At 67.6% G+C, this 22,648-nt stretch carries 19 protein-coding genes; 12 read left to right on the top strand and 7 right to left on the bottom strand.

Features of this window, described 5'->3' with window-relative positions; genetic code table 11:
- Window positions 1-18: 18 nt before the first annotated feature.
- The 3 genes from ACUTAG_RS07660 to ACUTAG_RS07650 form a co-directional block, all read right to left on the bottom strand.
- Window positions 19-864 carry an alpha/beta fold hydrolase gene (locus ACUTAG_RS07660; protein ID WP_006385539.1) on the bottom strand — a complete coding sequence of 282 codons (846 nt, stop codon included), beginning with the start codon at window positions 862-864 and terminating at the stop codon, window positions 19-21.
- On the bottom strand, window positions 861-2,420 hold the full coding sequence (locus ACUTAG_RS07655; protein ID WP_024070125.1) for a benzoate-CoA ligase family protein: 1,560 nt from the start codon (window positions 2,418-2,420) through the stop codon (window positions 861-863). The genes ACUTAG_RS07660 and ACUTAG_RS07655 overlap by 4 nt, the downstream gene beginning before the upstream one ends.
- Window positions 2,421-2,579: 159 nt before the next feature.
- On the bottom strand, window positions 2,580-3,050 hold the full coding sequence (locus ACUTAG_RS07650) for a DUF4863 family protein (RefSeq protein WP_006385537.1): 471 nt from the start codon (window positions 3,048-3,050) through the stop codon (window positions 2,580-2,582).
- A 178-nt stretch (window positions 3,051-3,228) separates the two neighbouring features.
- Between ACUTAG_RS07650 and ACUTAG_RS07645 the strand changes: the two genes are divergently transcribed.
- The 7 genes from ACUTAG_RS07645 (at window position 3,229) to ACUTAG_RS07615 (ending at window position 13,043) form a co-directional block, all read left to right on the top strand.
- Window positions 3,229-4,140: a helix-turn-helix transcriptional regulator gene (locus tag ACUTAG_RS07645; RefSeq protein ID WP_006385536.1), complete on the top strand. Its 912-nt coding sequence runs from the start codon at window positions 3,229-3,231 to the stop codon at window positions 4,138-4,140.
- A gap of 238 nt (window positions 4,141-4,378) precedes the next feature.
- Window positions 4,379-6,040 carry a 2,3-epoxybenzoyl-CoA dihydrolase gene (boxC, locus tag ACUTAG_RS07640; protein ID WP_054447987.1) on the top strand — a complete coding sequence of 554 codons (1,662 nt, stop codon included), beginning with the start codon at window positions 4,379-4,381 and terminating at the stop codon, window positions 6,038-6,040.
- A gap of 109 nt (window positions 6,041-6,149) precedes the next feature.
- On the top strand, window positions 6,150-7,577 hold the full coding sequence (boxB, locus tag ACUTAG_RS07635; RefSeq protein ID WP_006385534.1) for a benzoyl-CoA 2,3-epoxidase subunit BoxB: 1,428 nt from the start codon (window positions 6,150-6,152) through the stop codon (window positions 7,575-7,577).
- 51 nt (window positions 7,578-7,628) lie between these two features.
- Window positions 7,629-8,876, top strand: coding sequence for a benzoyl-CoA 2,3-epoxidase subunit BoxA (boxA, locus tag ACUTAG_RS07630; protein ID WP_024070122.1), 1,248 nt, complete (start codon window positions 7,629-7,631; stop codon window positions 8,874-8,876).
- A 60-nt stretch (window positions 8,877-8,936) separates the two neighbouring features.
- A complete protein-coding gene (locus tag ACUTAG_RS07625; protein ID WP_024070121.1) occupies window positions 8,937-9,377 on the top strand; it encodes a MaoC family dehydratase in 441 nt (146 codons plus the stop codon).
- Window positions 9,378-9,538: 161 nt separating this feature from the next.
- Complete coding sequence (locus ACUTAG_RS07620) at window positions 9,539-11,302, top strand: phage tail protein (RefSeq protein ID WP_223203229.1); 1,764 nt, start codon at window positions 9,539-9,541, stop codon at window positions 11,300-11,302.
- Between the two features lie 133 nt (window positions 11,303-11,435).
- Window positions 11,436-13,043 carry a hypothetical protein gene (locus ACUTAG_RS07615; protein ID WP_058207473.1) on the top strand — a complete coding sequence of 536 codons (1,608 nt, stop codon included), beginning with the start codon at window positions 11,436-11,438 and terminating at the stop codon, window positions 13,041-13,043.
- Between the two features lie 42 nt (window positions 13,044-13,085).
- On the opposite strand, the gene ACUTAG_RS07610 is transcribed toward ACUTAG_RS07615, so the two are convergent.
- From ACUTAG_RS07610 to ACUTAG_RS07600, 3 genes are all read right to left on the bottom strand, one after another.
- Window positions 13,086-14,072, bottom strand: a complete 987-nt coding sequence (locus ACUTAG_RS07610; RefSeq protein ID WP_148319224.1) for a TRAP transporter substrate-binding protein — start codon at window positions 14,070-14,072, stop codon at window positions 13,086-13,088.
- Window positions 14,073-14,324: 252 nt separating this feature from the next.
- Complete coding sequence (locus ACUTAG_RS07605) at window positions 14,325-15,518, bottom strand: acyl-CoA dehydrogenase (RefSeq protein WP_006385528.1); 1,194 nt, start codon at window positions 15,516-15,518, stop codon at window positions 14,325-14,327.
- A gap of 132 nt (window positions 15,519-15,650) precedes the next feature.
- Window positions 15,651-17,333: a thiamine pyrophosphate-binding protein gene (locus ACUTAG_RS07600; RefSeq protein WP_024070118.1), complete on the bottom strand. Its 1,683-nt coding sequence runs from the start codon at window positions 17,331-17,333 to the stop codon at window positions 15,651-15,653.
- Between the two features lie 167 nt (window positions 17,334-17,500).
- Here ACUTAG_RS07600 and ACUTAG_RS07595 point away from each other — a divergent pair, with 167 nt between their 5' ends.
- The 4 genes from ACUTAG_RS07595 to ACUTAG_RS07580 all read left to right on the top strand — a co-directional run bounded on the left by ACUTAG_RS07595 (window position 17,501) and on the right by ACUTAG_RS07580 (window position 20,796).
- Window positions 17,501-18,406 (top strand): LysR substrate-binding domain-containing protein, encoded by a 906-nt coding sequence (locus tag ACUTAG_RS07595; RefSeq protein ID WP_006385526.1) that lies wholly within the window; start codon window positions 17,501-17,503, stop codon window positions 18,404-18,406.
- Window positions 18,407-18,531: 125 nt separating this feature from the next.
- Window positions 18,532-19,515, top strand: a complete 984-nt coding sequence (gene xerD / locus ACUTAG_RS07590; protein ID WP_024070116.1) for a site-specific tyrosine recombinase XerD — start codon at window positions 18,532-18,534, stop codon at window positions 19,513-19,515.
- A 66-nt stretch (window positions 19,516-19,581) separates the two neighbouring features.
- Window positions 19,582-20,070, top strand: a complete 489-nt coding sequence (ybaK, locus tag ACUTAG_RS07585; protein ID WP_026383153.1) for a Cys-tRNA(Pro) deacylase — start codon at window positions 19,582-19,584, stop codon at window positions 20,068-20,070.
- A gap of 147 nt (window positions 20,071-20,217) precedes the next feature.
- Window positions 20,218-20,796, top strand: coding sequence for a DJ-1/PfpI family protein (locus ACUTAG_RS07580; protein WP_006385523.1), 579 nt, complete (start codon window positions 20,218-20,220; stop codon window positions 20,794-20,796).
- Window positions 20,797-20,946: 150 nt separating this feature from the next.
- On the opposite strand, the gene adhP is transcribed toward ACUTAG_RS07580, so the two are convergent.
- Window positions 20,947-21,975, bottom strand: a complete 1,029-nt coding sequence (gene adhP / locus ACUTAG_RS07575; RefSeq protein ID WP_020926756.1) for an alcohol dehydrogenase AdhP — start codon at window positions 21,973-21,975, stop codon at window positions 20,947-20,949.
- Between the two features lie 211 nt (window positions 21,976-22,186).
- Here adhP and ACUTAG_RS07570 point away from each other — a divergent pair, with 211 nt between their 5' ends.
- Window positions 22,187-22,576 (top strand): ribbon-helix-helix domain-containing protein, encoded by a 390-nt coding sequence (locus ACUTAG_RS07570; RefSeq protein WP_006385521.1) that lies wholly within the window; start codon window positions 22,187-22,189, stop codon window positions 22,574-22,576.
- Window positions 22,577-22,648: the final 72 nt, after the last annotated feature.

The following is a 22,648-nucleotide window of genomic DNA, read 5'->3' as shown; positions in this document are numbered from 1 at the left end:
GTGGTGTCTCCGTGCTTGTCATGGGCTGCCGCTGGGGCGGCCGGGTTGGTCCAGCGCGCCGACGAAGCCGGCGATGGCCTGGATTACGGTGGCGGGCTGGTCCTTGTGCGGCGAATGGCGGCAGTCGGGAATTTCCAGCAGCCGCGTCTGCGGCGCGGCGCGGCGGATGCCGCGTATCTGTTCGAGCGTGCCGTACTCATCGTCCACGCCCTGCATCGCCAGCACCGGGCAGGCGATGGCGGGCAGGTGATCCTCGATGTTCCAGCTGCGGAAGGCGGGGTCCAGCCAGACGTCGTTCCAGCCACGGAAGGCCGAGTCGACGTCGTCGTGATGGCGCGCCAGCCGCGCGCGCAGGTCGGTGTCGCGGTAGGCCTGGCGCGCCTGTTCGATATGCGCCACGGTGCGGTCCTCGACGAAGATGTGCGGCGCGGCCACCACCACGCCCGCGACTGCGTCCGGATGCATGGCGGCGTAAAGCAGGGCGATGGAGCCGCCATCGCTGTGGCCGAACAGGATGGGGCGATCCCGCTTGGCATCGATACCGAGCGCGGCGAGCAGCGCCGGCAGCGCGTCGGCGGCCTCGCGGTGCATGAAGTCGACCGCACGCTTTTCGCCGGTGGCCAGCGGCGTGGAGCGGCCATAGCCGTAACGCGAATAGACCAGCCCGCGGCAGCCGGCGGCTTCACAAGCTTGCCTTGGCCAGTCCTTCCACATCGACACCGAGCCCAGGCCTTCGTGCAGGAACACCAGCAATGGCGCGCCCTGGCGCGACGCCGCGATCCACTGGTATTCCAGGCGCAGGTCGCGGCCCGCCGCGCGCACGTCGGCCAGGGCAGCGGGCTCGGGAGCGGGCACGGCGCTCATGGCGTGACCTGTTCCAGCTGGCGCAGGCGGAATCGCTGGATCTTGCCGGTGGCGGTCTTGGGCAGTTCATCGGTGAAGTCGATCTGGCGCGGATACTTGAAGGGCGCCAGGTGCTGCTTCACATAGCGCTGCAGGTCGGCGCCGGTGTTCGCGTCCGGCGCGTAGCCCGGGCGCAGCACCACGTAGGCCTTGGTCTTGACCAGGCCGTCGTGGTCCGGCACGCCGATCACGGCGGCTTCGAGCACCGCCTCGTGCTGCACCAGCACGTTCTCCACTTCCACCGGCGACACGTACTGGCCGCTGACCTTGATCATGTCGTCGCTGCGGCCGGCATAGGTGTAGTAGCCGTCGGCGTCGCAGATGTATTTGTCGCCGCTCTTGAGCCAGTCGCCCAGGAAGCACTGGCGCGTCTTGTCGCGGTTGTTCCAGTACATCAGCGCGGCGCTCGGGCCCTTGATGTAGAGGTCGCCAATCGTGCCAGCGCCCACCGGCGCGCCGTTGTCGTCGCGCAGTTGCACCTCGTAGCCGGGCACCGGCTTGCCGGTGGTGCCGTAGCGCAACTGGCCGGCGCGGTTCGACAGGAAGATGTGCAGCATCTCGGTCGAGCCGATGCCGTCCAGGATGTCACAGCCGAAATGGCGCTGGAAGCGTTCGCCGATGTCGCGCGGCAGGGCCTCGCCGGCCGAGGTGCACACGCGCATCGCCACCTGTTCGCGCGGCGGCAGGTCGGGCGCGGCCAGCATGCTGGCGTACAGCGTCGGCACGCCGTAGAACACGGTCGGGCGGTGCCGCACCAGGCGCTGGAACACGGCCTGCGGCGTCGGCCGCTCGGCCATCAGCACGACGGTGGCGCCCACCGACAGCGGAAAGGTCAGGCCGTTGCCCAGCCCGTAGGCGAAGAACAGCTTGGCGGCGGAGAATGCAATATCGTCCTCGCGGATGCCCAGCACCGGCTTGGCGTACAGCTCGGCGGTGTGCCACAGGTTGCCATGGGTGTGGACCACGCCCTTGGGCTTGCCGGTGGAGCCCGACGAATACAGCCAGAAGGCGATCTCATCGGACAGCGTGCGCGCGGCCGGCGCCAGCGGGGCGGCGGCCAGCAGCGCGTCGAGTTCGTGAGCGCCGGCGGGCAGCGCCGCCGCGGGGCGTGACACCACCAGGTGTTCGACCTCGCCGGGCGCTTGCGCCAGCGCGGCCTGCAAGGTCGACAGCAGGCTCTCGGAGACGAAGGCGGCGCGCACGCGGCTGTGGTTGAGAATGTAGGCGTAATCGTCCGGCGTCAGCAGGGTGTTCACGGCCACGGGCACCACGCCGGCGTGCAGCGCGCCCAGGAACACCACCGGCCAATCCGCCGTGTCCTGCATCAGCAGCAGGATGCGTTCCTCGCGCCGCAGCCCCAACTGGCGCAATGCGCCCGCCATGCGCGCCACGCGCTCGGCCAGTTCGCCGTAGGTGAGCTGGCGGGTGTCGTCGATGTAGGCCAGCTTGGCGGCGCGCGGCGCGTTCAAGGCGGCCAGATGGCTGGCGAAGTTCAGTTCGGCGGGGCAGGCATTCACGGTTGTCTCCTGGTGTCCTGGCGGGCGGGGGCTGTCCGGCGGTCCGCAAGCGTCTGGCGGCTTGTCGTGACCGGCGGCAGGGTGTGGCTCAGCCCGCGCCGGCGGCCGGCCGGCCGCGCGGGGGGCGACCGGGGCGATGGGGAAGGGCGAGGCGCGGATTCATGCGCGGGTGAACTCGATGGCGCCGCCGGGCAGCAGGTACAGCACCAGCGCGCGGCCCTGCGTCACGGTGGGGCGGTGGGCGCTGCCGGGGCCATAGACCAGCCAGCCGGCGCCGTGGCCGTCGAAGCGCGCCGCGTCGGTCAGCGGCATGATCATGTCGACTTCGCCGTTGGGATGCGCGTGGTGCGGGCCGGCCAGATCGTCCATGTCGACCACGTCGACCGAACAGCCGCCCAGGTCCTCGGCCGGCTTGATGACGCGGCCGTAGCGGATGCCGCCGCCTTCGCGGTTGCACATCCAGCCGTCGGCCACTCCCTGCCTACAGGTGGCGAAGATGTCGGCGTACAGCGCGCTGTCGGGGCCAGCCTCCTGGTTCAGGCGCTGCTGCAGGGCGCTGTCCAGCGCCTGGCCGGCCATCAGGCCCGTCACCTGGCGCATCAGCGCGTGGAATCGTTCTGGCGTGCTCACCCGGTCTCCTCCTATACACTGTCGGCGCTTCAGCGGCGGATGCAATCCAGTGCTGTTTTGTCGCACCTGACACGCTGTTGAAGCTGTTGAAGGAAAAATAGTGCTTCCATTGATGTGGGTCAAGCACTATAGTGCATAAATCAGGTGTTATCAGGGTTTTTGCGGAGTCAGCTACACCATGAACCAAGCGCTAGAAGACGCGGCGCCAACCGAACCCAGGCGGGAAGCTTTCCTGGTGGCATTGGGCGAACGGGTGCGCCGCCTGCGCGCTATCCGCGGCATGACGCGCAAGGGCCTGTCGCAGGTGACCGGCGTGTCCGAACGGCACCTGGCCAATCTCGAGCACGGCGTGGGCAATGCCTCGATCCTGGTGCTGCTGCAGATCGCCAAGGCCTTCAATTGCGCGCTGGCCGAGCTGGTCGGCGACGTCACCACCGAGTCGCCCGACTGGCTGCTGATCCGCGAACTGCTCAGCGGCCGCACCGAGTCCGACCTGCAGCGCGCGCGCGAGGCGCTGACCCAGCTGTTCGGCGTGGGGGCCGGCGCGCAGCGCCCCAACCGTACCCAGCGCATCGCGCTGATCGGCCTGCGCGGCGCGGGCAAGTCCACGTTGGGCCAGATGCTGGCCGATGACCTGGGCTACCCGTTCGTCGAGCTGAACCGCGAGATCGAGCGGGTGGCCGGTTGCAGCATCCTGGAGATCCACAACCTGTACGGGCCCAACGCCTACCGCCGCTACGAGCGCCGCGCGCTGGAAGAGGCGGTGCAGATCTATCCGGAAATGGTGCTGGCCACACCCGGCGGTTTGGTGTCGGAGCCCGCCACGCTCAACCTGCTGCTGGCGCACTGCTACACGGTCTGGCTGCGGGCCACGCCCGAGGAGCACATGGGCCGGGTGATGGCGCAGGGCGATTTCCGGCCGATGTCCGGCAACAACGAAGCCATGGCCGACCTGAAGCGCATCCTGGCCGGGCGCGAGGCTTTCTATGCCAAGGCCGACCTGACCTGGGTCACCAGCCACCTGGAGGTGCAGGAGAGCTTCGCCGGCCTGCGTACCCAGGTGCGCAAGGCTTGCGGTCTGCCGCTGTAGCGCCCGCGTCTTTCGCCGACCGCCAGGGCCGCCCGTTGAGGCGGCCTTTTCTTTGGCGGGGCCTCGGCCTGTCCGTTCGGAGAGCGGGCTTCATTGAAGGACGCTTTGATGGGCCCCTTGGTGACCTGCACTTTTGTGCATCTTTTGCTTGACGCTGATTTTCACCTGCACTAATCTGCATAATAATTCATGTCGTGCAGTATTTTTCCTGTCAGATCAGGGCATCAGGAGACAAGCGATGAGCAGCACCGCCAGCAAGGTCGATTTTCGGACCGATCCCACCCAGTATCGTCATTGGCGCCTGTCGTTCGATGGCCCGGTCGCCACGCTGGCGATGGACGTGGCCGAGGACGGCGGCCTGCGCCCCGGCTACAAGCTCAAGCTCAATTCCTACGACCTGGGCGTGGACATCGAGCTGCACGACGCGCTGCAACGCATCCGCTTCGAGCATCCCGAGGTGCGCAGCGTGGTCGTCACCAGCATGAAGGACCGCATCTTCTGTTCGGGCGCCAACATCTTCATGCTGGGCCTGTCCTCGCACGCCTGGAAGGTGAACTTCTGCAAGTTCACCAACGAAACCCGCAACGGCATCGAGGACTCCAGCCGCAACAGCGGGCTGAAGTTCATCGCCGCGCTCAACGGCGCCTGCGCCGGCGGCGGCTACGAGCTGGCGCTGGCCTGCGACGAGATCCTGCTGATCGACGATCGCTCGTCCTCGGTCGCGTTGCCCGAAGTGCCGCTGCTGGGCGTGCTGCCCGGCACCGGCGGCCTGACCCGCGTCACCGACAAGCGCCGCGTGCGCCACGATCACGCCGATATCTTCTGCACCCTGGTCGAAGGCGTGCGCGGCCAGCGCGCCAAGGACTGGCGCCTGGTCGATGATGTGGTCAAGCCGGCGCAGTTCGAGGCCGCGGTGCGCGAGCGCGCGCTGGCGCTGGCCGAGGGCAGCCACCGTCCGGCCGGCGAGGCCGGCGTGACGCTCACCCCGCTGGCGCGCGAGGAAAGCGCCGATGCCTTGTCCTACCGCTACGTCGACGTGCGCCTGGACCGCGACAAGCGCCAGGCCACCTGGACCGTGCGCGCGCCGCAGGGGCCGGTGCAATCGGAGCTGGCCGACATTCTGGCCGCCGGCGCGGCCTGGTGGCCGTTGCAGATGGCGCGCGAACTGGACGACGCCATCCTGTCGCTGCGCACCAACGAGCTGGACATCGGCACCTGGATCTTCAAGACCGAGGGCGACGCGCAGGCCGTGCTGGCCGCGGACGCTTCGCTGCAACGCCATGCCGGCCACTGGTTCGTGCGCGAGACCGCCGGCCTGCTGCGCCGCACGCTGGCGCGCCTGGACGTGACCTCGCGCAGCCTGTTCGCGCTGGTCGAGCCGGGTTCGTGCTTTGCCGGCACGCTGCTGGAACTGGCGCTGGCCGCCGACCGCAGCTACATGCTGGACAGCGAAGGCGAGGAACACGACCCGGCCCAGCTGATCGTGGGCGAGGCCAACTTCGGCGCCTACCCGATGGTCAACGGCCAGAGCCGCCTGCAACGCCGCTTCCACGAGGAAACCGCGCCGCTCGAAGCGGTGCGGGCCCGCGCCGGCCAGCCGTTGGCCGCGCGCGACGCGCTGGCGCTGGGACTGGTGACCTACGCGCCCGACAGCATCGACTGGGACGACGAGGTGCGCATGATGCTGGAAGAGCGCCGCGCGCTGTCGCCCGATGCGCTCACCGGCCTGGAAGCCAACCTGCGCTTCGGCGGCCGCGAAACCATGGAAACGCGCATCTTCGGCCGCCTGACCGCCTGGCAGAACTGGATCTTCAACCGACCCAACGCGGCGGGCGAGAAGGGCGCGCTCAAGCTCTACGGCAAGGGCGAGCAGGCGACATTCGACTGGAACCGCGTCTAGCGCGGCCCACGCAGCAAGTCCCCATACACGGCGCCGGCCCGCGCAGCGCGGCCGGCGCCCCAAGACCCGACGCCGCCCCGACGCGGCCGTCCATCCAGGAGCAGAGACAATGTCAGGCATCAACTACAGCGACAAGATCCCCAATAACGTCAACCTGTCCGGCGACCGCACGTTGCAGCGCGCGCTGGAACACTGGCAGCCCAATTACCTGCAATGGTGGCAGGACATGGGTCCGGACGGCTCGCATGGCTTCGACGTCTACCTGCGCACCGCCGTCAGCGTCGAGCCCGACGGCTGGGCCCACTTCAATCACGTGCGCATGCCCGACTACCGCTGGGGCATCTTCCTGGCGCCGCAGGACGGCCAGCGCAAGATCCACTTCGGCGAGAACATGGGCCGCGACGTGTGGCAGGACGTTCCCGGCGAACACCGCGCCAACCTGCGCCGCATCATCGTCACGCAGGGCGACACCGAGCCGGCGTCGATCGAGCAGCAGCGCCACCTGGGCCTGACCGCGCCGTCGCAGTACGACCTGCGCAACCTGTTCCAGATCAACGTCGAGGAAGGCCGCCACCTGTGGGCCATGGTCTACCTGCTGCACCGCTACTTCGGCCGAGACGGCCGCGAAGAGGCCGACGCGCTGCTGCAGCGCACCTCCGGCGATTCCGACAACCCGCGCATCCTCGGCGCCTTCAACGAGAAGACGCCGGACTGGCTGGCGTTCTACATGTTCACCTACTTCACCGATCGCGACGGCAAGTTCCAGTTGTGCGCGCTGGCCGAATCCAGCTTCGACCCGCTGGCCCGCACCACCAAGTTCATGCTGACCGAAGAGGCGCACCACATGTTCGTGGGCGAATCCGGCATCTCGCGCGTGATCCAGCGCACCTGCGAAGTGATGAACCAGTTGAAGACCGACGACCCGGCCGCCGTGCGTGCCGCCGGCGTCATCGATCTGCCGACGATCCAGCGCTACCTGAACTTCCACTACAGCGTCACCATCGATCTGTTCGGCGCCGACCAATCGTCCAACGCCGCCATCTTCTACGGCTCGGGCCTGAAGGGCCGCTACGAAGAAAGCAAGCGCAACGACGACCACCAGCTCAAGAACGACACCTACCGCGTGCTGTCGGTCGACAACGGCAGGCTGCGCGAGGTCGAGGTGCCGATGCTGAACGCGTTGAACGAGGTGCTGCGCGACGACTTCATCCGCGACTCTGTGGCCGGCATCGGCCGCTGGAACAAGGTCATCGAAAAGAGCGGCATCGCCTTCCGCCTGCAGGTGCCGCACAAGGCCTTCAACCGCCAGATCGGCACGCTGGCCGGCATCCGCATGTCGCCCGAGGGCGAGATCCTGTCCGAAGCGCAATGGCAGGCGCACCGCCACCAATGGCTGCCCACGCCGGAGGACCGTGAGTTCGTCGCCTCGCTGATGGGCCGCGTGACCGAGCCCGGCAAGTTCGCCAACTGGATCGCGCCGCCGGTCATGGGCATCAACCGCCAGCCCGTGAACTTCGAGTACGTTCGTTTCAACTAAGGCCCCGCGGCGGCGCCATGCGCCGCCGCGCCGCGCATTCGGATGACCGCGATGAACGCCGCCCTGCCCATGGAAGTCCTGAAGCAGCACCTGATCGATCCCGAGATCTGCATTCGCTGCAACACCTGCGAAGAAACCTGTCCGATCGACGCGATCACGCACGACAGCAACAACTACGTGGTCGACCCGGACATCTGCAACGGCTGCATGGCCTGCGTGCCGCCGTGCCCCACCGGCTCGATCGACAATTGGCGATTGGTGCTGCGCAGCGACGCCTATTCGGTGCAGGACCAGCTGGGCTGGGACGAACTGCCGCGCGAGCAGCCCCTGCCGGAAGCCGCGGCGATCGTGGATGAGGCGGCGAACGCGGTCGTCGAGCCGGTGTCGTCCGCCGCTGTGGCGGCCATGCCGTCCGTGACGCCCGGCGCCAGCGTGCCGCCGTGGTCCGCCGCGCATCCCTACGTCAACCTCTACACCCACAAGACGCCGGTGACCGCCACCGTGGTCGGCAACTACCGCGTCACCGGCGCCGACACCGACAGCGACATCCACCACATCGTGCTGGACTTCGGCGAACTGCCGTTCCCGGTGCTGGAAGGCCAGTCCATCGGCATCCTGCCGCCCGGCACCGATGCCCAGGGCCGGCCGCACCACGCGCGCCAGTATTCGTTGGCCAGCCCGCGCGATGGCGAGCGCGCCGGCTACAACAACCTGTCGCTGACAGTGAAGCGCGTCACCGAAGACCACCAGGGCCAGTCGGTCAATGGCGTCTGCTCCAATTACCTGTGCGACCTGGCCAGGAACGACACCGTGCAGGTCATCGGGCCGTTCGGCCACACCTTCCTGATGCCGAACCACCCGCGCGCCAACCTCATCATGATCTGCACCGGCACCGGCTCGGCGCCGATGCGCGCCATGACCGAGCGCTACCGCCGCCGCATCGAGACCGGCGAGAACGGTCGGCTGATGCTGTTCTTCGGCGCGCGCACCGAACGCGAGCTGCCGTACTTCGGGCCGTTGATGAAACTGCCGCGCGACTTCATCGACATCAATCTGGCGTTGTCGCGCGAAGCGGACCGGCCCAGGCGCTATGTGCAGGACCTGATCCGCGAACGCGCCGCCGACGTGCGGGGCCTGCTGGCCGATCGCAACACCTGCATCTACGTCTGCGGCCTGAAAGGCATGGAAGTCGGCGTGCTGGACGCCCTGCGCGAGGTGACGGTGCAAGCGGGGCAGGATTGGACTATCCTGCACGATGTGTTGCGCCGCGAGGGGCGGCTGCACTTCGAGACCTATTGAACCGGCGGCCGCCGCGAAGGACGCCGTCGATCGGTCACCTACGCGAGGGGAAGTCCACCAATGAAGTTCGCTGATTTCAAGGACGGCATGCTGATCAAGGCCGGCCCGGTCACCATCACGGAAGCCGAAATCCTCGAGTTCGCCCGCAAGTACGACCCGCAGTGGTTCCACACCGATCTCAAGCGCGCCGCCGAAGGCCGCTGGGGCGGCCTCATCGCCAGCGGCTGGCACACCTGCGCGCTGGCCATGCGCATGGCGGTGGACTCGGCGCTGCACGATTCCGAATCGTTCGGCTCGCCCGGCCTGGGCGAGGTGCGCTGGCGCACGCCGGTGCGGCCCGGCGATCAGTTGCGCCTGGAAGCCCGGGTGCAAGGCGCGCGCACCTCCTCGTCGCGCCCGGACCTGGGCATCATCACCTGGGCCTGGACGGTGATCAACCAGCACGACGAAGCCGTGCTGGAACTGGACGCGACCAGCCTGTTCGATCTGGCGGGCGACTAGCCCGCCGCCATGCCGGGCCCGCGCCCGCCGCGGCGGGGCCAGGCGTCCGTGTCGCAGTTGCCTTGTCCGCTCCCGCGGATACCCGTAACATGACCGCGTCGTGGGCAAATTGCGTCCACCGGCATTGAAGGCCCGCCCGGGATACCAGGCGGGCCTTTTGCATGGGCCCGCCGAATGAGGCAGCCCGCAAGACGATCACTTCCTTCCGTGAACCCGGCATTCCGCCCAGGCCCGCCCGCATCCGCCGGCGGGCTTTTTTTTGCGCAGCGCCGCTGCTGCGATTCGTCATCAAGGTCCCCTTCATGCAACTCCTGAAACCTATCAATGTCGGCCAGGCGCCGAACGACCAGACCGGCGACACGCTGCGCGACGCCATGGGGCTGGTGAACGAGAACTTCGCCAAGACCCGCGCGGGCGTCGAAGCCGTCGAAGTGGCCACCGCCGCCGCGCAACGCAAGGCGGATGCCGCGATTGCCTCCGCCGAAAAAGGCGCGGCCGGCGGCGTGACGCCGCTGGACGCGGCGGGCAAGGTGCCGGCCGCGCACCTGCCGCCGCCGGCCATTCCGCTATCGCAGAAATCGGCGCCCGGCGGCGTCGCGCCGTTGGATGAGGATGGGCGCGTGCCGGTCGATCACCTGCCGGTACCGGTGGCGTCCGTGCCGCTGGCGGAAAAGGGCCAGCCGGGTGGTGTCGCGGCGTTGGCCGCGGACGGCAAGGTGCCCTTCGCTCAACTCCCCGATCTGGTTCCGGCGGCGGAGAAGGCGCAGCCCAAAGGTGTTGCCACGCTGGCCGAGGATGGCCGGATCGTCGCCAATCAATTACCGCCGTTGATCCCTGCGGCCGACAAGGGGCGTCCCGGCGGCGTAGCAACCCTGGACGCTGACGGTCGCGTGCCGGCGCTTCAGCTGGCCGCCGTGCCGCCGGAAGAAAAAGGCCGACCCGGTGGCGTTGCCACGCTGGATGCGCAGGGCAAGGTGCCGGTCGGCCAGCTTCCGCCTGTCCCCAGCGGACCGCCGGTCGGTTCGGTCGCGTGGTGGCCGCTGCGCGCTTCCATTCCGGCGGGCCAGATTCCCGCTGATGGGCAGATCGTTACCCGCGCCACGTTTCCCGATCTTGCGGCTATGGTGACGGAAGGCAAGGTGCCGGTGGTGTCCGAGGCGGACTGGTTGGCGGATCCGCTCAAGCGGGGGAGCTACACATTGGGGGATGGCAGCAGCACCATCCGCGTGCCTGATTTGAACGGCATGGCGTCGGGATCGCTCGCCGCGGTCTTTCTTCGGGGCGACGGTGCGCTATCCGCCCGCGAAAATGGCTTGATTCAGGGCGATGCGCTTCAGAACATTACTGGAAGCGTCCGCACCACATATGGTGCTATCGGCGGCGGGGAAGGGGCATTGCTGGCTTCGGCCGGTATAAGTGATGGCGCGCCGCAATTCAACACGACAAATGTGGGCGGGCGATTGGACTTCAACGCTTCCCGCTCCGTTCGCACCGCTGCTGAAACGCGTCCGTTAAACGTCACGGGCGTTTGGACCATTCATGCTTTCGCCGCGGTCGCCAATGGCGGCAGCGTCGATATCGCACAGCTGGTCAGCGACCATGCGGCGCTCAATGCGGCGTTTCAGACTTTACGCGCGCAGGTCTTCGGCGTTGGGCAGACGCTTCAAGACATGGGCGCGTCCCGGGCATTCGGTGTGACATACACCAACAGTACCGGTCGGCCGATCTCGGTTTACATCGTTGGCTCTTCCAACAGTAGCTCCGGCGGCAACATGTATGTGATGGTGGGCGGCATCGCGGGGACGCGCTCCATCACCACAATGAACGGCGTCTCGCTGGCGCTCACCGCTGTCATTCCCCCAGGAATCACCTATCGGGTGGTGGCCGACAGCATGACGCAGAATTTCTGGACCGAGTACCGGTGAGGCTAGTGGAAAGCTCGCCGGGACGTTGGCAGCGGCATCTGTCCGCGCAATCCCATTTTTTTCCCGCCGCCCGAATACGTGGGTGGCTGTTCCATTTCGTGTCGCGGCATCACGCCGTCAGGGCTTTTCTCCCATGCAAATCCTAAAACCCATCAACATCGGCCTCGCGCCGAACGACCAGACCGGCGACACGCTGCGCGACGCCATGGCGCTGGTGAACGAGAACTTCGGCAAGACCCGCGCGGGCGTCGAAGCCGTCGAAGTGGCCACCGCCGCCGCGCAACGCAAGGCGGACGCCGCCGTGCCCATGTCTGAAAAAGGCGCGGCGGGTGGCGTGACACCGTTGGATGCGGCTGGCAAGGTGCCGGCTGCGCATCTGCCTCCACCTGCGATCCCTCTGTCGCAAAAATCGGCACCGAGTGGCGTTGCCCCGCTGGGCGAGGATGGGCGTGTGCCTGTCGAACATCTGCCAATTCCGGTGCCGTCGGTGCCGTTGGCGGAGAAGGGGAAACCCAATGGCGTTGCCACGTTGGGCGGCAATGGCAAAGTCGCGCCAGCGCAATTGCCTGCCTTGATTCCCTTGGCGGAAAAAGCTCAGCCTGACGGGGTGGCGACCTTGGGCGCGGACGGATTGATCGTCGCAAATCAGTTGCCGCCCCTGGTGCCTGCTTCGGATAAGGGGCGCCCGGGCGGCGTGGCGACCTTGGGCGCCGATGGCCGCGTGCCAGCGGTGCAGCTGTCAGCGGTGCCGCCGGCGGAAAAAGGCCAGCCCGGGGGTATCGCCACATTGGACGATGGCGGCAAGGTGCCGGTCGATCAACTGCCACCGATCCCCAGCGGTCCGCCCGTAGGCTCGGTTGCATGGTGGCCGCTGCGTACGTCCATTCCCGCTGGCCAGATTCCTGCGGATGGGCAGATAATCAGCCGCGCCACTTTCAAGGATCTTGCCGCCATGGTGGCAGCGCGTTCACTACCGGTGGTGCAGGAGGCCGAATGGCTCGCCGATCCGCTCAAGCGCGGCAGCTTCACGTTGGGAGACGGCTCTACCACCATCCGAATGCCGGACTACAACGGGAAGTCCCCCGGCTCAATTGGCGCGCCGTTCATGCGCGGCGATGGCGCGCTTTTGAACGGCGTGTTGAAAGCCAGCCAGAACAAGGCGCACCAGCACGTTTTTTCGTCGCCGCAGTACCTGTACGGGGAGACTGGCGGAAGCTCTTCCTTCTACGGAACTACCGCCTCGGTCACTCCTATCTTTACCCGTAACACCACTAGCGAAGGCGGCGCAGAAGCGCATCCGACGTTCGCTTCCGGTGTTTGGACCGTGCAGGCCTTCGGGACTGTCACCAACGCGGGGAGCGTCGACGCCGCACAATTGGCGTCCGACCTGGGCGTGGCCCAATCCACTTTGCAGCAGTTGAAGGGACAAGTGTTCGGTACAGGGCAGCAGCTTCGTTCATGCACGACGGTGTTGCGCACGTGGTATCAGAACACCACAGGCCGCCCCATACTGGTCGGGTTTCATTGTGTTGGCGTCGCTGCGGGGACGATCATCGTTGCTGGATACCTCAACAATGTCTCCGGTAATGCGGGATCGGTTCCTTATCATTACGACACGACCCCTGGCGGGTATGCCGGCATGCGTTGCGGTTTCACCATGCACGTGCCACCTGGCATGTGGTGGATGGCCGACACCATAAATGCCAATGTCGAGTCCGGTTCGATCTGGGAATACGCATGACCGAAAAGCCCCCGGACTCGTGTATGGACGGCTTCCGCCTTCCTACGGCCGCCGCATCGCCTTCAGGATATTCGCCCCTTCCAGCCGCGCCGCCGCCTCCCACTGTTTGACCGAGTCCGCCGCCGCTTTCTTCAGCGCCTGGCGCACCGGCATCGGCACCGCGGTATCGATGGTCACGCCGTTCTTGCGCATGTTGGCGTAGTTCTGCTGCAACCGGCCTTCGATGCGTTTCCACTGCTCGGCCTCGGTCTGCGCCGCGGCCTGGTCGATCGCCTTGCGCGATTTCGCGTCCAGCGCCTGATAGGCCTTCAGGTTCATCGTCGCCACCGAGATCGGCATCGCGTAGTTGATCTCGGCGAAGCGTGGCAGGTGTTCCCACAGCTTGCGGCCGGCGCCGCCATCGCCCGAGGACAGCACCGCGTTGACCTCGCCCGAGGCGATGCGCGGCATGGCGTCGGCGAACGAAATGTTCTGCGCGCGCGCGCCGGCTTTCTGCATCACGTCCTGCGAGGTCGCGTCATAGGTGCGGATGCTCAAGGCCTTCAGGGCGGCGACACTGTCCACCTTGTCCTTGGACCAGATGCCCGAGGCCGGCCAGGGGGTGGTGTAGAGCAGCTTCTGGCCGTGCGCGGCCAGCAGTTTCTCGTAGGCGGGGCGGGCCGATTTGTTGAGCGCGCGCGCCTTGGACAGCGAATCGGCCAGGAACGGCAGCGAGGACACGCCGAACAGCGGGTACTTGGCCGCCAGCGCGCCGGCGAAGGCATCGCCGGCATCGACCTTGCGTGTCTCGACCGCGTCGATCATGTCGCCCGACTTGATGCCCTTGGCGGCGTCGAAGCTGGCGTCGATGACAACCTGGCCCGCGCTCTTGCTGCGCACCAGATCGGCGAAGGTGGACACGCCTTGTCCCGGCATCGACGTGGCCGGGTACTCGGTGGTCATGGTGAGAGTGGTGGCGGCGAATGCGCCGTGGCCCGCAAAAGCGATGACGATGCCCGCCCACAGGCGGAACGAGGGACTGCCGTGCATGCGCGACTCCTGGTCGTGACGAAAAATCCGGGGTCGGGCAGGCGGATGCAGCGGGCCGGCACCAGGCCAATTGCACGCAGCGTAAGCCATGGGCCGCGCGCGGGCTAGCTCCTGATAACCCTAATGCGAGGCGGATGCGATGGTCGGCATCCAAAAAAAAACGCCCCTCGAAAGGGGCGCCCAATCTTCGCCACGCCGGCGAATCGCGCGTCCGGAGCAGAGCCGGGCTCCGTCCGCGCGGGGCACTGCAAATCAATAGAAGGCCTGGATGCCGGTCTGCGCGCGGCCCAGGATCAGGGCGTGCACGTCGTGGGTGCCTTCGTAGGTGTTGACCACTTCCAGGTTGACCAGGTGGCGGGCCACGCCGAATTCGTCGGAGATGCCGTTGCCGCCCAGCATGTCGCGGGCCAGGCGGGCGATGTCCAGCGCCTTGCCGCACGAGTTGCGCTTCATGATCGAGGTGATCTCGACGGCGGCGGTGCCTTCGTCCTTCATGCGGCCCAGGCGCAGGCAGCCTTGCAGGGCCAGCGTGATCTCGGTCTGCATGTCGGCCAGCTTCTTCTGGATCAGCTGGTTGGCGGCCAGCGGGCGGCCGAACTGCTTGCGGTCCAGGGTGTACTGGCGGGCGGTGTGCCAGCAGGCTTCGGCGGCGCCGATAGCGCCCCAGGCGATGCCGTAGCGGGCCGAGTTCAGGCAGGTGAACGGGCCCTTCAGGCCGGACACGCCCGGCATCATCTGGTCGGCGGACACTTCCACCTCGTCCATGACGATTTCGCCGGTGATCGAGGCGCGCAGGCCGACCTTGCCGTGGATGGCGGGGGCGGTCAGGCCCTTGGTGCCTTTCTCGAGGATGAAGCCGCGGATCTTGCCGTCGAACTCGCCGCCGACGCACTTGGCCCACACCACGAACACATCGGCGATGGGCGAGTTGGTGATCCACATCTTGTTGCCGGTCAGCTTGTAGCCGTCGGCGGTCTTGACCGCGCGCGTTTCCATGCCGCCGGGATCGGAGCCGTGGTTGGGTTCGGTCAGGCCGAAGCAGCCGATCCACTCGCCGCGGGCCAGCTTGGGCAGGTACTTCTGCTTCTGCGCTTCGCTGCCGAATTCGTTGATGGGCACCATCACCAGCGACGACTGCACGCTCATCATCGAGCGGTAGCCGGAGTCGATGCGCTCGACTTCACGGGCGATCAGGCCGTAGCTGACGTAGTTCAGGCCGGCGCCGCCGTATTCGGCGGGGATGGTGGCGCCCAGCAGGCCCAGCTCGCCCATTTCCGAGAAGATTTCCGGATCGGTCTTTTCGTTGCGGAAGGCATTCAGCACGCGCGGGGCCAGCTTGTCCTGCGAGTAGGCGTGGGCGGCATCGCGCACCATGCGTTCTTCTTCGGTGAGCTGCTGGTCCAGCAACAGGGGGTCTTGCCAATGGAACGAGGGATTCGAGGACATGCTGGGTCTCCGCTATGGATTTCCGTTTTCGGAATCTGGAAAGTTTAAACCTAAAATAATTGGCGCGGCAACCCGGGGTTTACGCGACGCGCGCGGGGCGCGTCGCCGTGGGGATGCCGTCGCCTCCGGGTATCAGTGCCGGGCCTTGAGCGCCGCGTCGCGGATCTTGTCCAGCGTGGTCGACGGCGTGATGGTCTGCGGGTCGATGAAGCAGTGCAGGATGGCCGGCTTGCCGCTGGCCAGCGCGCGTTCGAACGCCGGGCCGAACTGCTCGGTGGTCTCGACGCGTTCGCCGTGGCCGCCGAAGGCGCGGGCGTAGTCGGCGAAGTCCGGGTTCTTCAGCTCGGTGGCGGAAATGCGGCCGGGGTAGTGCTTTTCCTGGTGCATGCGGATGGTGCCGTACATGCCGTTGTCGACCAGCACCACGATGATGGGCAGGTCGTACTGCACGGCGGTGGCGAATTCCTGGCCGTGCATCAGGAAGCAGCCGTCGCCGGCGAAGCAGACCACGGTCTTGTCGGGCCAGACGCGCTTGGCGCCCACGGCGGCCGGCAGGCCATAGCCCATCGAGCCCGAGGTCGGCGCCAGCTGCGTGCCGAAGCGGGTGAAGCGGTGGAAGCGATGCAGCCAGGTGGCGTAGTTGCCGGCGCCGTTGGTCATGACGGCGTCGGCCGGCAGCGTCTTTTCCAGGTAGGCCATGACCTGGCCCAGCTGCAGCGCGCCCGGGGTGGTGACGGCCGTCGGGTCGCTCCACTTCAGGTACGACTCGCGCATGGCCTGCGTGCCGTCGGCCCAGGCCGGTTGCGCGGGGGCCTTCAGGCCGGCCAGCGCCTGGGCGAAGGCGGCGGGCGAGGTGTTGATGGCCAGCGTGGGGCGATAAACGCGGCCCAGTTCAGCGGCGTCCGGATGCACGTGCACCAGCTTCTGCTTCGGCACCGGGATGTCCAGCAGCGTGTAGGCCTGGCTGGGGTTTTCCGACATGCGGCCGCCGACCAGCAACACCAGGTCGGCGTCGGCCACGCGCTTGAGCAGGGCCGGGTTGATGCCCAAGCCGACGTCGCCGATGAAGCACGGATGGTCGGCCGGGAACAGCATCTGGCGGCGGAACGACACCGCCGTGGGCAAGGCATGGCGCTGCGCGAAGTCGGCGAACTGCTGCACCGCGCGCGCGTCCCAGCGCGTGCCGCCGAGAATCGCGACGGGATTGCTGGCCTGGGCCAGCAACTGCTCCAGGTCGGCCAGCTGGCCGGCGGTGGGGGCGGAATCGATGACCTCGTAGCGCGGCGCGTCGGCCACCTGGGCGGCTTCGACCAGCATGTCCTCGGGCAGCGCGATCACCACCGGGCCCGGACGGCCCGAGGTGGCGATGTGGAAAGCGCGCGAGATCAGTTCGGGAATGCGCTCGACCTGGTCGATCTCGGTGACCCACTTGGCCTGCGTGCCGAAGACGGCGCGGTAGTCCATTTCCTGGAAGGCTTCGCGCTCGCGCATGCCGCGCTCGATCTGGCCGACGAACAGGATCATCGGGGTCGAGTCCTGCTTGGCGATGTGCACGCCGGCCAGCGCGTTGGAGGCGCCCGGGCCGCGGGTCACCATGCAGATGCCGGGTTCGCCGGTCAGCTTGCCATGGGCGTCCGCCATCATGGCGGCGCCACCTTCCTGACGGCAGACGGTGACCTTGATGTCGGCGTCGTGCAGGCCGTCCAGCACCGCCAGGTAGCTCTCGCCGGGAACGCAGAAAACGTGTTTGACGCCCTGGGCGACGAGCTGGTCGACGAGGATGTGGCCGCCGAGGCGGGATGCTTGCTGGGACATGGTGGGTGTCAGGATGAGCCGAGATTAAGACATCCGAGCATAATGTTCCTTGATCGCACAACGCAATTGATAAAATTGCACAATCTATTGAGCCGCCGGCACGACCCGGCGCCAGGCGCCACGCGGCGTGCGGCGGTGGTCCCCGGTTTTGTTGCGTCCCTGACCCCATGAGAAACGGCATCCCCAATCTGAGCGCCCTGCAGGCCTTCGAGGCATCGGCCCGCCTGGGCAGTTTTTCGCGGGCGGCCGAGGAACTGTCCCTGACCCACAGCGCGGTCTACCGCCAGGTGGCCAGCCTGGAGGCACGGTTGGGCGTGCAGTTGTTCACGCGGGTGCGGCGCCGCATCGTCCTGACCGATCATGGCGCGGAATATGCGGGACGCATCCGCCATCACCTCGACCAGATCGAGAAGGACACCTTCGGCCTGGTCAGCCGCACGGGCATGGGCCGCAGCATCCACATCGCCGTGGTGCCAACGCTGGCCACCACCTGGCTGATCCCGCGGCTGGCGGACTTCCAGCGCGAGCAGCCGGACATCACCGTCAGTCTGTCGGTGCGCACGCTGCCATTCCAGTTCAAGGACCAGCCGTTCGACGGCGCGCTCTACCACGGCGACACGCTGTGGCCGGGCACCCAGGGCGTGCTGCTGTTTCCGGAACGCGAGCTGGTGCCGGTGTGCGCGCCCGAGCTGGCGGCGCGCGTGACCGAGGCCGGCGCCGGCGCGCTGGCCGGCATGACCCACCTGCACCTGAGTTCGCGGCCCGATGCCTGGCGCCAGTGGTACGGCGCCAACAACTACCTGTACGGCCCGCAGGCGGCCGGCGGGCCGCGCTACGAACTGTTCACCATGGTGATGGCGGCGGTGCAGGCCGGGCTGGGCGTGGGCCTGATGCCGCGCTTCCTGGCGCAGCCGGCGCTGGACCAAGGCGCGCTGGCGATGCCGGTGCCGCAGTCGCTGACGGTCAGCCAGGGCTACTACTTCGGCTATCCGCAGCGCAGCGAGCGTTCCGAGGCCCTGAAGCTGTTCGAGACCTGGCTGAAGTCGGCGGCGGCGGCGGTCGCGGGACGCTGAATGCTCAGGCGACAGCGCCGCCGTAGAATGTTGCCCATCCCGCGGCCGATGCCGCGCCAGGCCTTAGCGCGGCGCTCCGCTACGCCTTGGCCGACCCGTTTTCCTGACGCCTTCCTCCCGGTCCCATGCCTGATTCCCGCGCGCCGCTTGCTTCCCAGGCCGACATCGATGCCTTCATCGACGCCGTCTGGCTCGAGGACGGCCTGTCGGCCAACACCCTGGCGGCCTACCGGCGCGACCTGACCGGCTTTGCCCGCTGGCTGGAAGACCCCGAGGCCTACGCCCGCGAGATGGCCGACCGCTACGGCGACGCGGCGTCGGCGCACGCGCTGCCGGCCGGCCCCGCCAAGGCGCTGGCCGAGGCCGGCAAGGCCGATATCGAGGCCTGGTTTGCCTTTCGCCACGAGGAAACCCGCGCCACCACCGCCAACCGCCGCCTGGCGGCGCTGCGGCGCTTCTACGCCTGGGCATTGCGCGAGCATCGCGCGGCGCATGATCCCTGCCTGACGCTGGTGGCCGCCAAGCAGCCGCCGCGCCTGCCCAAGACGCTGTCCGAGCAACAGGTCGACGCGTTGCTGCGCGCGCCGGACCTGAACGAGCCGCGCGGCCTGCGCGACCGCGCCATGCTGGAAATGCTGTATGCCACCGGCCTGCGCGTGTCCGAGCTGGTTGGCGTGCGGGCGCTGGACGTCAGCCTGAACGAAGGCGTGGTGCGCGTGGTGCTGGGCAAGGGCGGCAAGGACCGCCTGGTGCCGCTGGGGGCGGAGGCGGCGCACTGGATCGACCAATACATGAAAATGGCGCGGCCCGAGCTGGCCGCGGGCCGCGTCAGCGACGCGCTTTTCATCACCGGCCGCGCCGAGGCGATGTCGCGCCAGGCGTTCTGGCAGCTGGTGAAGAAGTACGCGGTGCTGGCGGGCGTGCATGCGCCGCTGTCGCCGCACGTGCTGCGCCACGCCTTCGCCACCCATCTGCTGAACCATGGCGCCGATCTGCGGGTGGTGCAGATGCTGCTGGGCCACGCCGACATCTCCACCACCCAGATCTACACGCATGTGGCGCGCGAACGCCTGAAGGCCTTGCACGCGGCGCATCATCCGCGCGGCTGACGCGGGCGTTTGCGCGCCATCGCCGGCCTGCCTACACTTTTGCCTTCGCCTTTTCGCCGCACCGCCATGAGCAAAGCCCGCCACGTTTCCGAAACGCCCGCCACCCAGTTCCTCAAGCAGCACAAGGTGGCGTACACCGAACATACCTACGACTACGTCGATCACGGCGGCGCCGGCGAGGCCGCGCGCCAGCTGGGTCTGGACCCGCACGCGGTGGTCAAGACGCTGGTGATGGAAGACGAATCGGCCAAGCCGCTGATCGTGGTGATGCACGGCGACCGCGAAGTCTCCACCAAGAACCTGGCGCGCCAGGCCGGCCTGAAGAAGGTCGAACCGTGCAAGCCGGAAGTCGCGCAGCGTCATTCCGGCTACCAGGTCGGCGGCACCTCGCCGTTCGGCACGCGCAAGAAGATGCCGGTGTGGGTCGAGGCCGAGGTGCTGCAATACCCGGTCGTCTACATCAACGGCGGCCGCCGCGGCTACCTGGTGGGAATCGACCCGAACGTGCTGGTGAGCCTGCTGGACGCCAGGCCGGTGACCGTGGCGCTGGAATAAGGGGCGCAGCGGCCTCGCGGCCCGCGTGGTATCCCGTTACCACCCCCGCGTCCTCCGGCGGGGGCACAATGGTCCAAGAACATCAAGAACCGGCCGCCCGGCCCGCGGGCGCACCAGCCGGCGATCCCCCATCCCCAGGAGACAAACATGAGCAAGAGACTGTTGATGCTGGTCGGCGACTACGCCGAAGACTACGAAACCATGGTGCCGTTCCAGACGCTGCTGGCGGTGGGCCACACGGTGCACGCGGTCTGCCCGGGCAAGAAGTCCGGCGAGAGCATCGCCACCGCCATCCACGACTTCGAGGGCGCGCAGACCTACAGCGAAAAGCGCGGCCACAATTTCGCCCTGAACTATGACTTCGACCGCGTCGAGGCCGATTCCTACGACGGCCTGGTGATCCCGGGCGGACGCGCGCCGGAATACCTGCGCCTGAACGAAAAGGTGCTGGAGATCGTGCGCGCCTTCGACAAGGCCGGAAAGCCGATCGCCGCCGTCTGCCATGGCGCCCAATTGCTGGCGGCCGCGGGCATCCTGGAAGGCCGCACCTGCTCGGCCTATCCCGCCTGCGCGCCGGAAGTGCGCCTGGCCGGCGGCACCTACGCCGAGATCGGCATCGACCAGGCCTACACCGACGGCAACCTGGTGACGGCGCCGGCCTGGCCCGCGCATCCGGCATGGCTGGCGCAGTTCCTGGCCGTGCTTGGGACCCGGATCACGCACTGAACCGGCCGCGTGGCCGGCGCCGCCTCGCGCGATCCGCTGCCGCGCCATGAAAGGGGGGGCGCCGTTCCCGCGCCCTGCGTGCATTCCCGCTCCGCAGCAAAACAAAGGCGCCTGCCATGGCAGGCGCCTTTTTGCTGGGCGAGGCGAGTGTTACGCCGCCATGTCCAGCACGATGCGGCCTTCGATCTGGCCGCGGCGCATGCGGTCGAACACGCTGTTGATGTTCTCCAGCTTCTCGGTCGCCACGGTCGCGCGCACCTTGCCTTCCTCGGCGAACTGCAGCGATTCCTGCAAGTCCAGCCGCGAACCCACGATCGAACCGCGCACCGTCACGCCGTTGAGCACCATGTCGAAGATCGACAGCGGGAAGTCGCCCGGCGGCAGGCCGTTGAGCGCCACCGTGCCGCCGCGACGCACCATGCCCAGCGCCTGCTCGAAGGCCTTGGGCGAAACCGCCGTGATCAGCGCGCCGTGGGCGCCGCCGATTTCCTTCTTCAGGTAAGCCGCCGGATCGGTGGTCTTGGCATTCACGACCACCTCGGCGCCGAGACGCTTGGCGAAATCCAGTTTGTCGTCGTCGATGTCCACGGCCGCCACGTTCAAGCCCATGGCGCGCGCATACTGCACCGCCATGTGGCCCAGGCCGCCGATGCCGGAGACCACGACCCAGTTACCCGGCCGTGTGTCCGTCATCTTCAGGCCTTTGTAGACCGTGACGCCGGCGCACAGTACCGGGGCGATGTCGACGAAGCCGACATTCTTCGGCAGCAGGCCCACGTAGTCGGCCGCGGCCAGCGCGTACTCGGCGAAGCCGCCGTTGACGGAGTAGCCGGCGTTCTGCTGCTGTTCGCACAGCGTCTCCCAGCCGCCCAGGCAATGCTCGCAATGGCCACAGGCGGAATACAGCCAGGGGATGCCGACGCGGTCGCCTTCCTTGACGTGCGTCACGCCTTCGCCCACCGCCACCACGTGGCCCACGCCTTCGTGGCCCGGGATGAAAGGGGGATTGGGCTTGACCGGCCAGTCGCCCTCGACCGCGTGCAGATCGGTGTGGCAGACGCCGCAGGCCTCGATCTTCACCAACAGTTCGCCCGCGCGCGGGCGCGGCACCTCGACTTCTTCGATTTCCAGGGGTTTGCCGAACGCGCGGGCCACCGCGGCCTTCATGGTCTTGTTCATTGCTGCCTCCGAAGTCAGATCAGTCTTAGCATGCTCGGATGGGTACGCGTCCGAGACCTTGATTTATATCAACGGTGTCCGGATGGGGGCGGCAAGGAAACTTATCGTTGCAGAATCGGCGAGGTCCTCCTGCCGGCAGGGGTGTCTTGCCGTGCCGCCGGGTGTCGTCGTAAAGTGGCTCGCAAGTATCGTGTCCGCACCAGGAGCGCCCATGTGTGAAATCTTCATCCGCGCCAGCGAACAGTCCTACGCGCCCGAAACCCGCTCCCTGCGCCTGCATGGGGCGGCCACCAGCCTGCGGCTGGAACAACTGTTCTGGCAGGTGCTGGAAGAGATCGCGGCGCGCGACGGCATGCGGGTCACGCAATTGATCGAGCGCCTTTACGACGAACTGGTGGAGTACCGCGGCGAGGCCGCCAATTTCACCTCCTTCCTGCGCGTGTGCTGCCTGCGCTACCAACTGCTGCAGGCCGAGGGCCGCATCCCCGCCGATGCCGCGGTGCCGATCCGCTCGCTCAACGCCAAGGCGGTGCTGGAAGGCCTGCCGCCTTCGATGTACGACCCGCAACCGCTGCGGCCGAAACGGGCGGTCGCGGCGTAGGCGAGCATACACAGGCCTTCCGAAGGCCGCCGTTGTGGAAAGCGGATGCCCGCGTCCGCGCATGCGGCGGGC

The organism is Achromobacter sp. CSND-B12, assembly GCF_052906545.1.
This window is presented reverse-complemented; position numbering and strand designations above follow the sequence as displayed.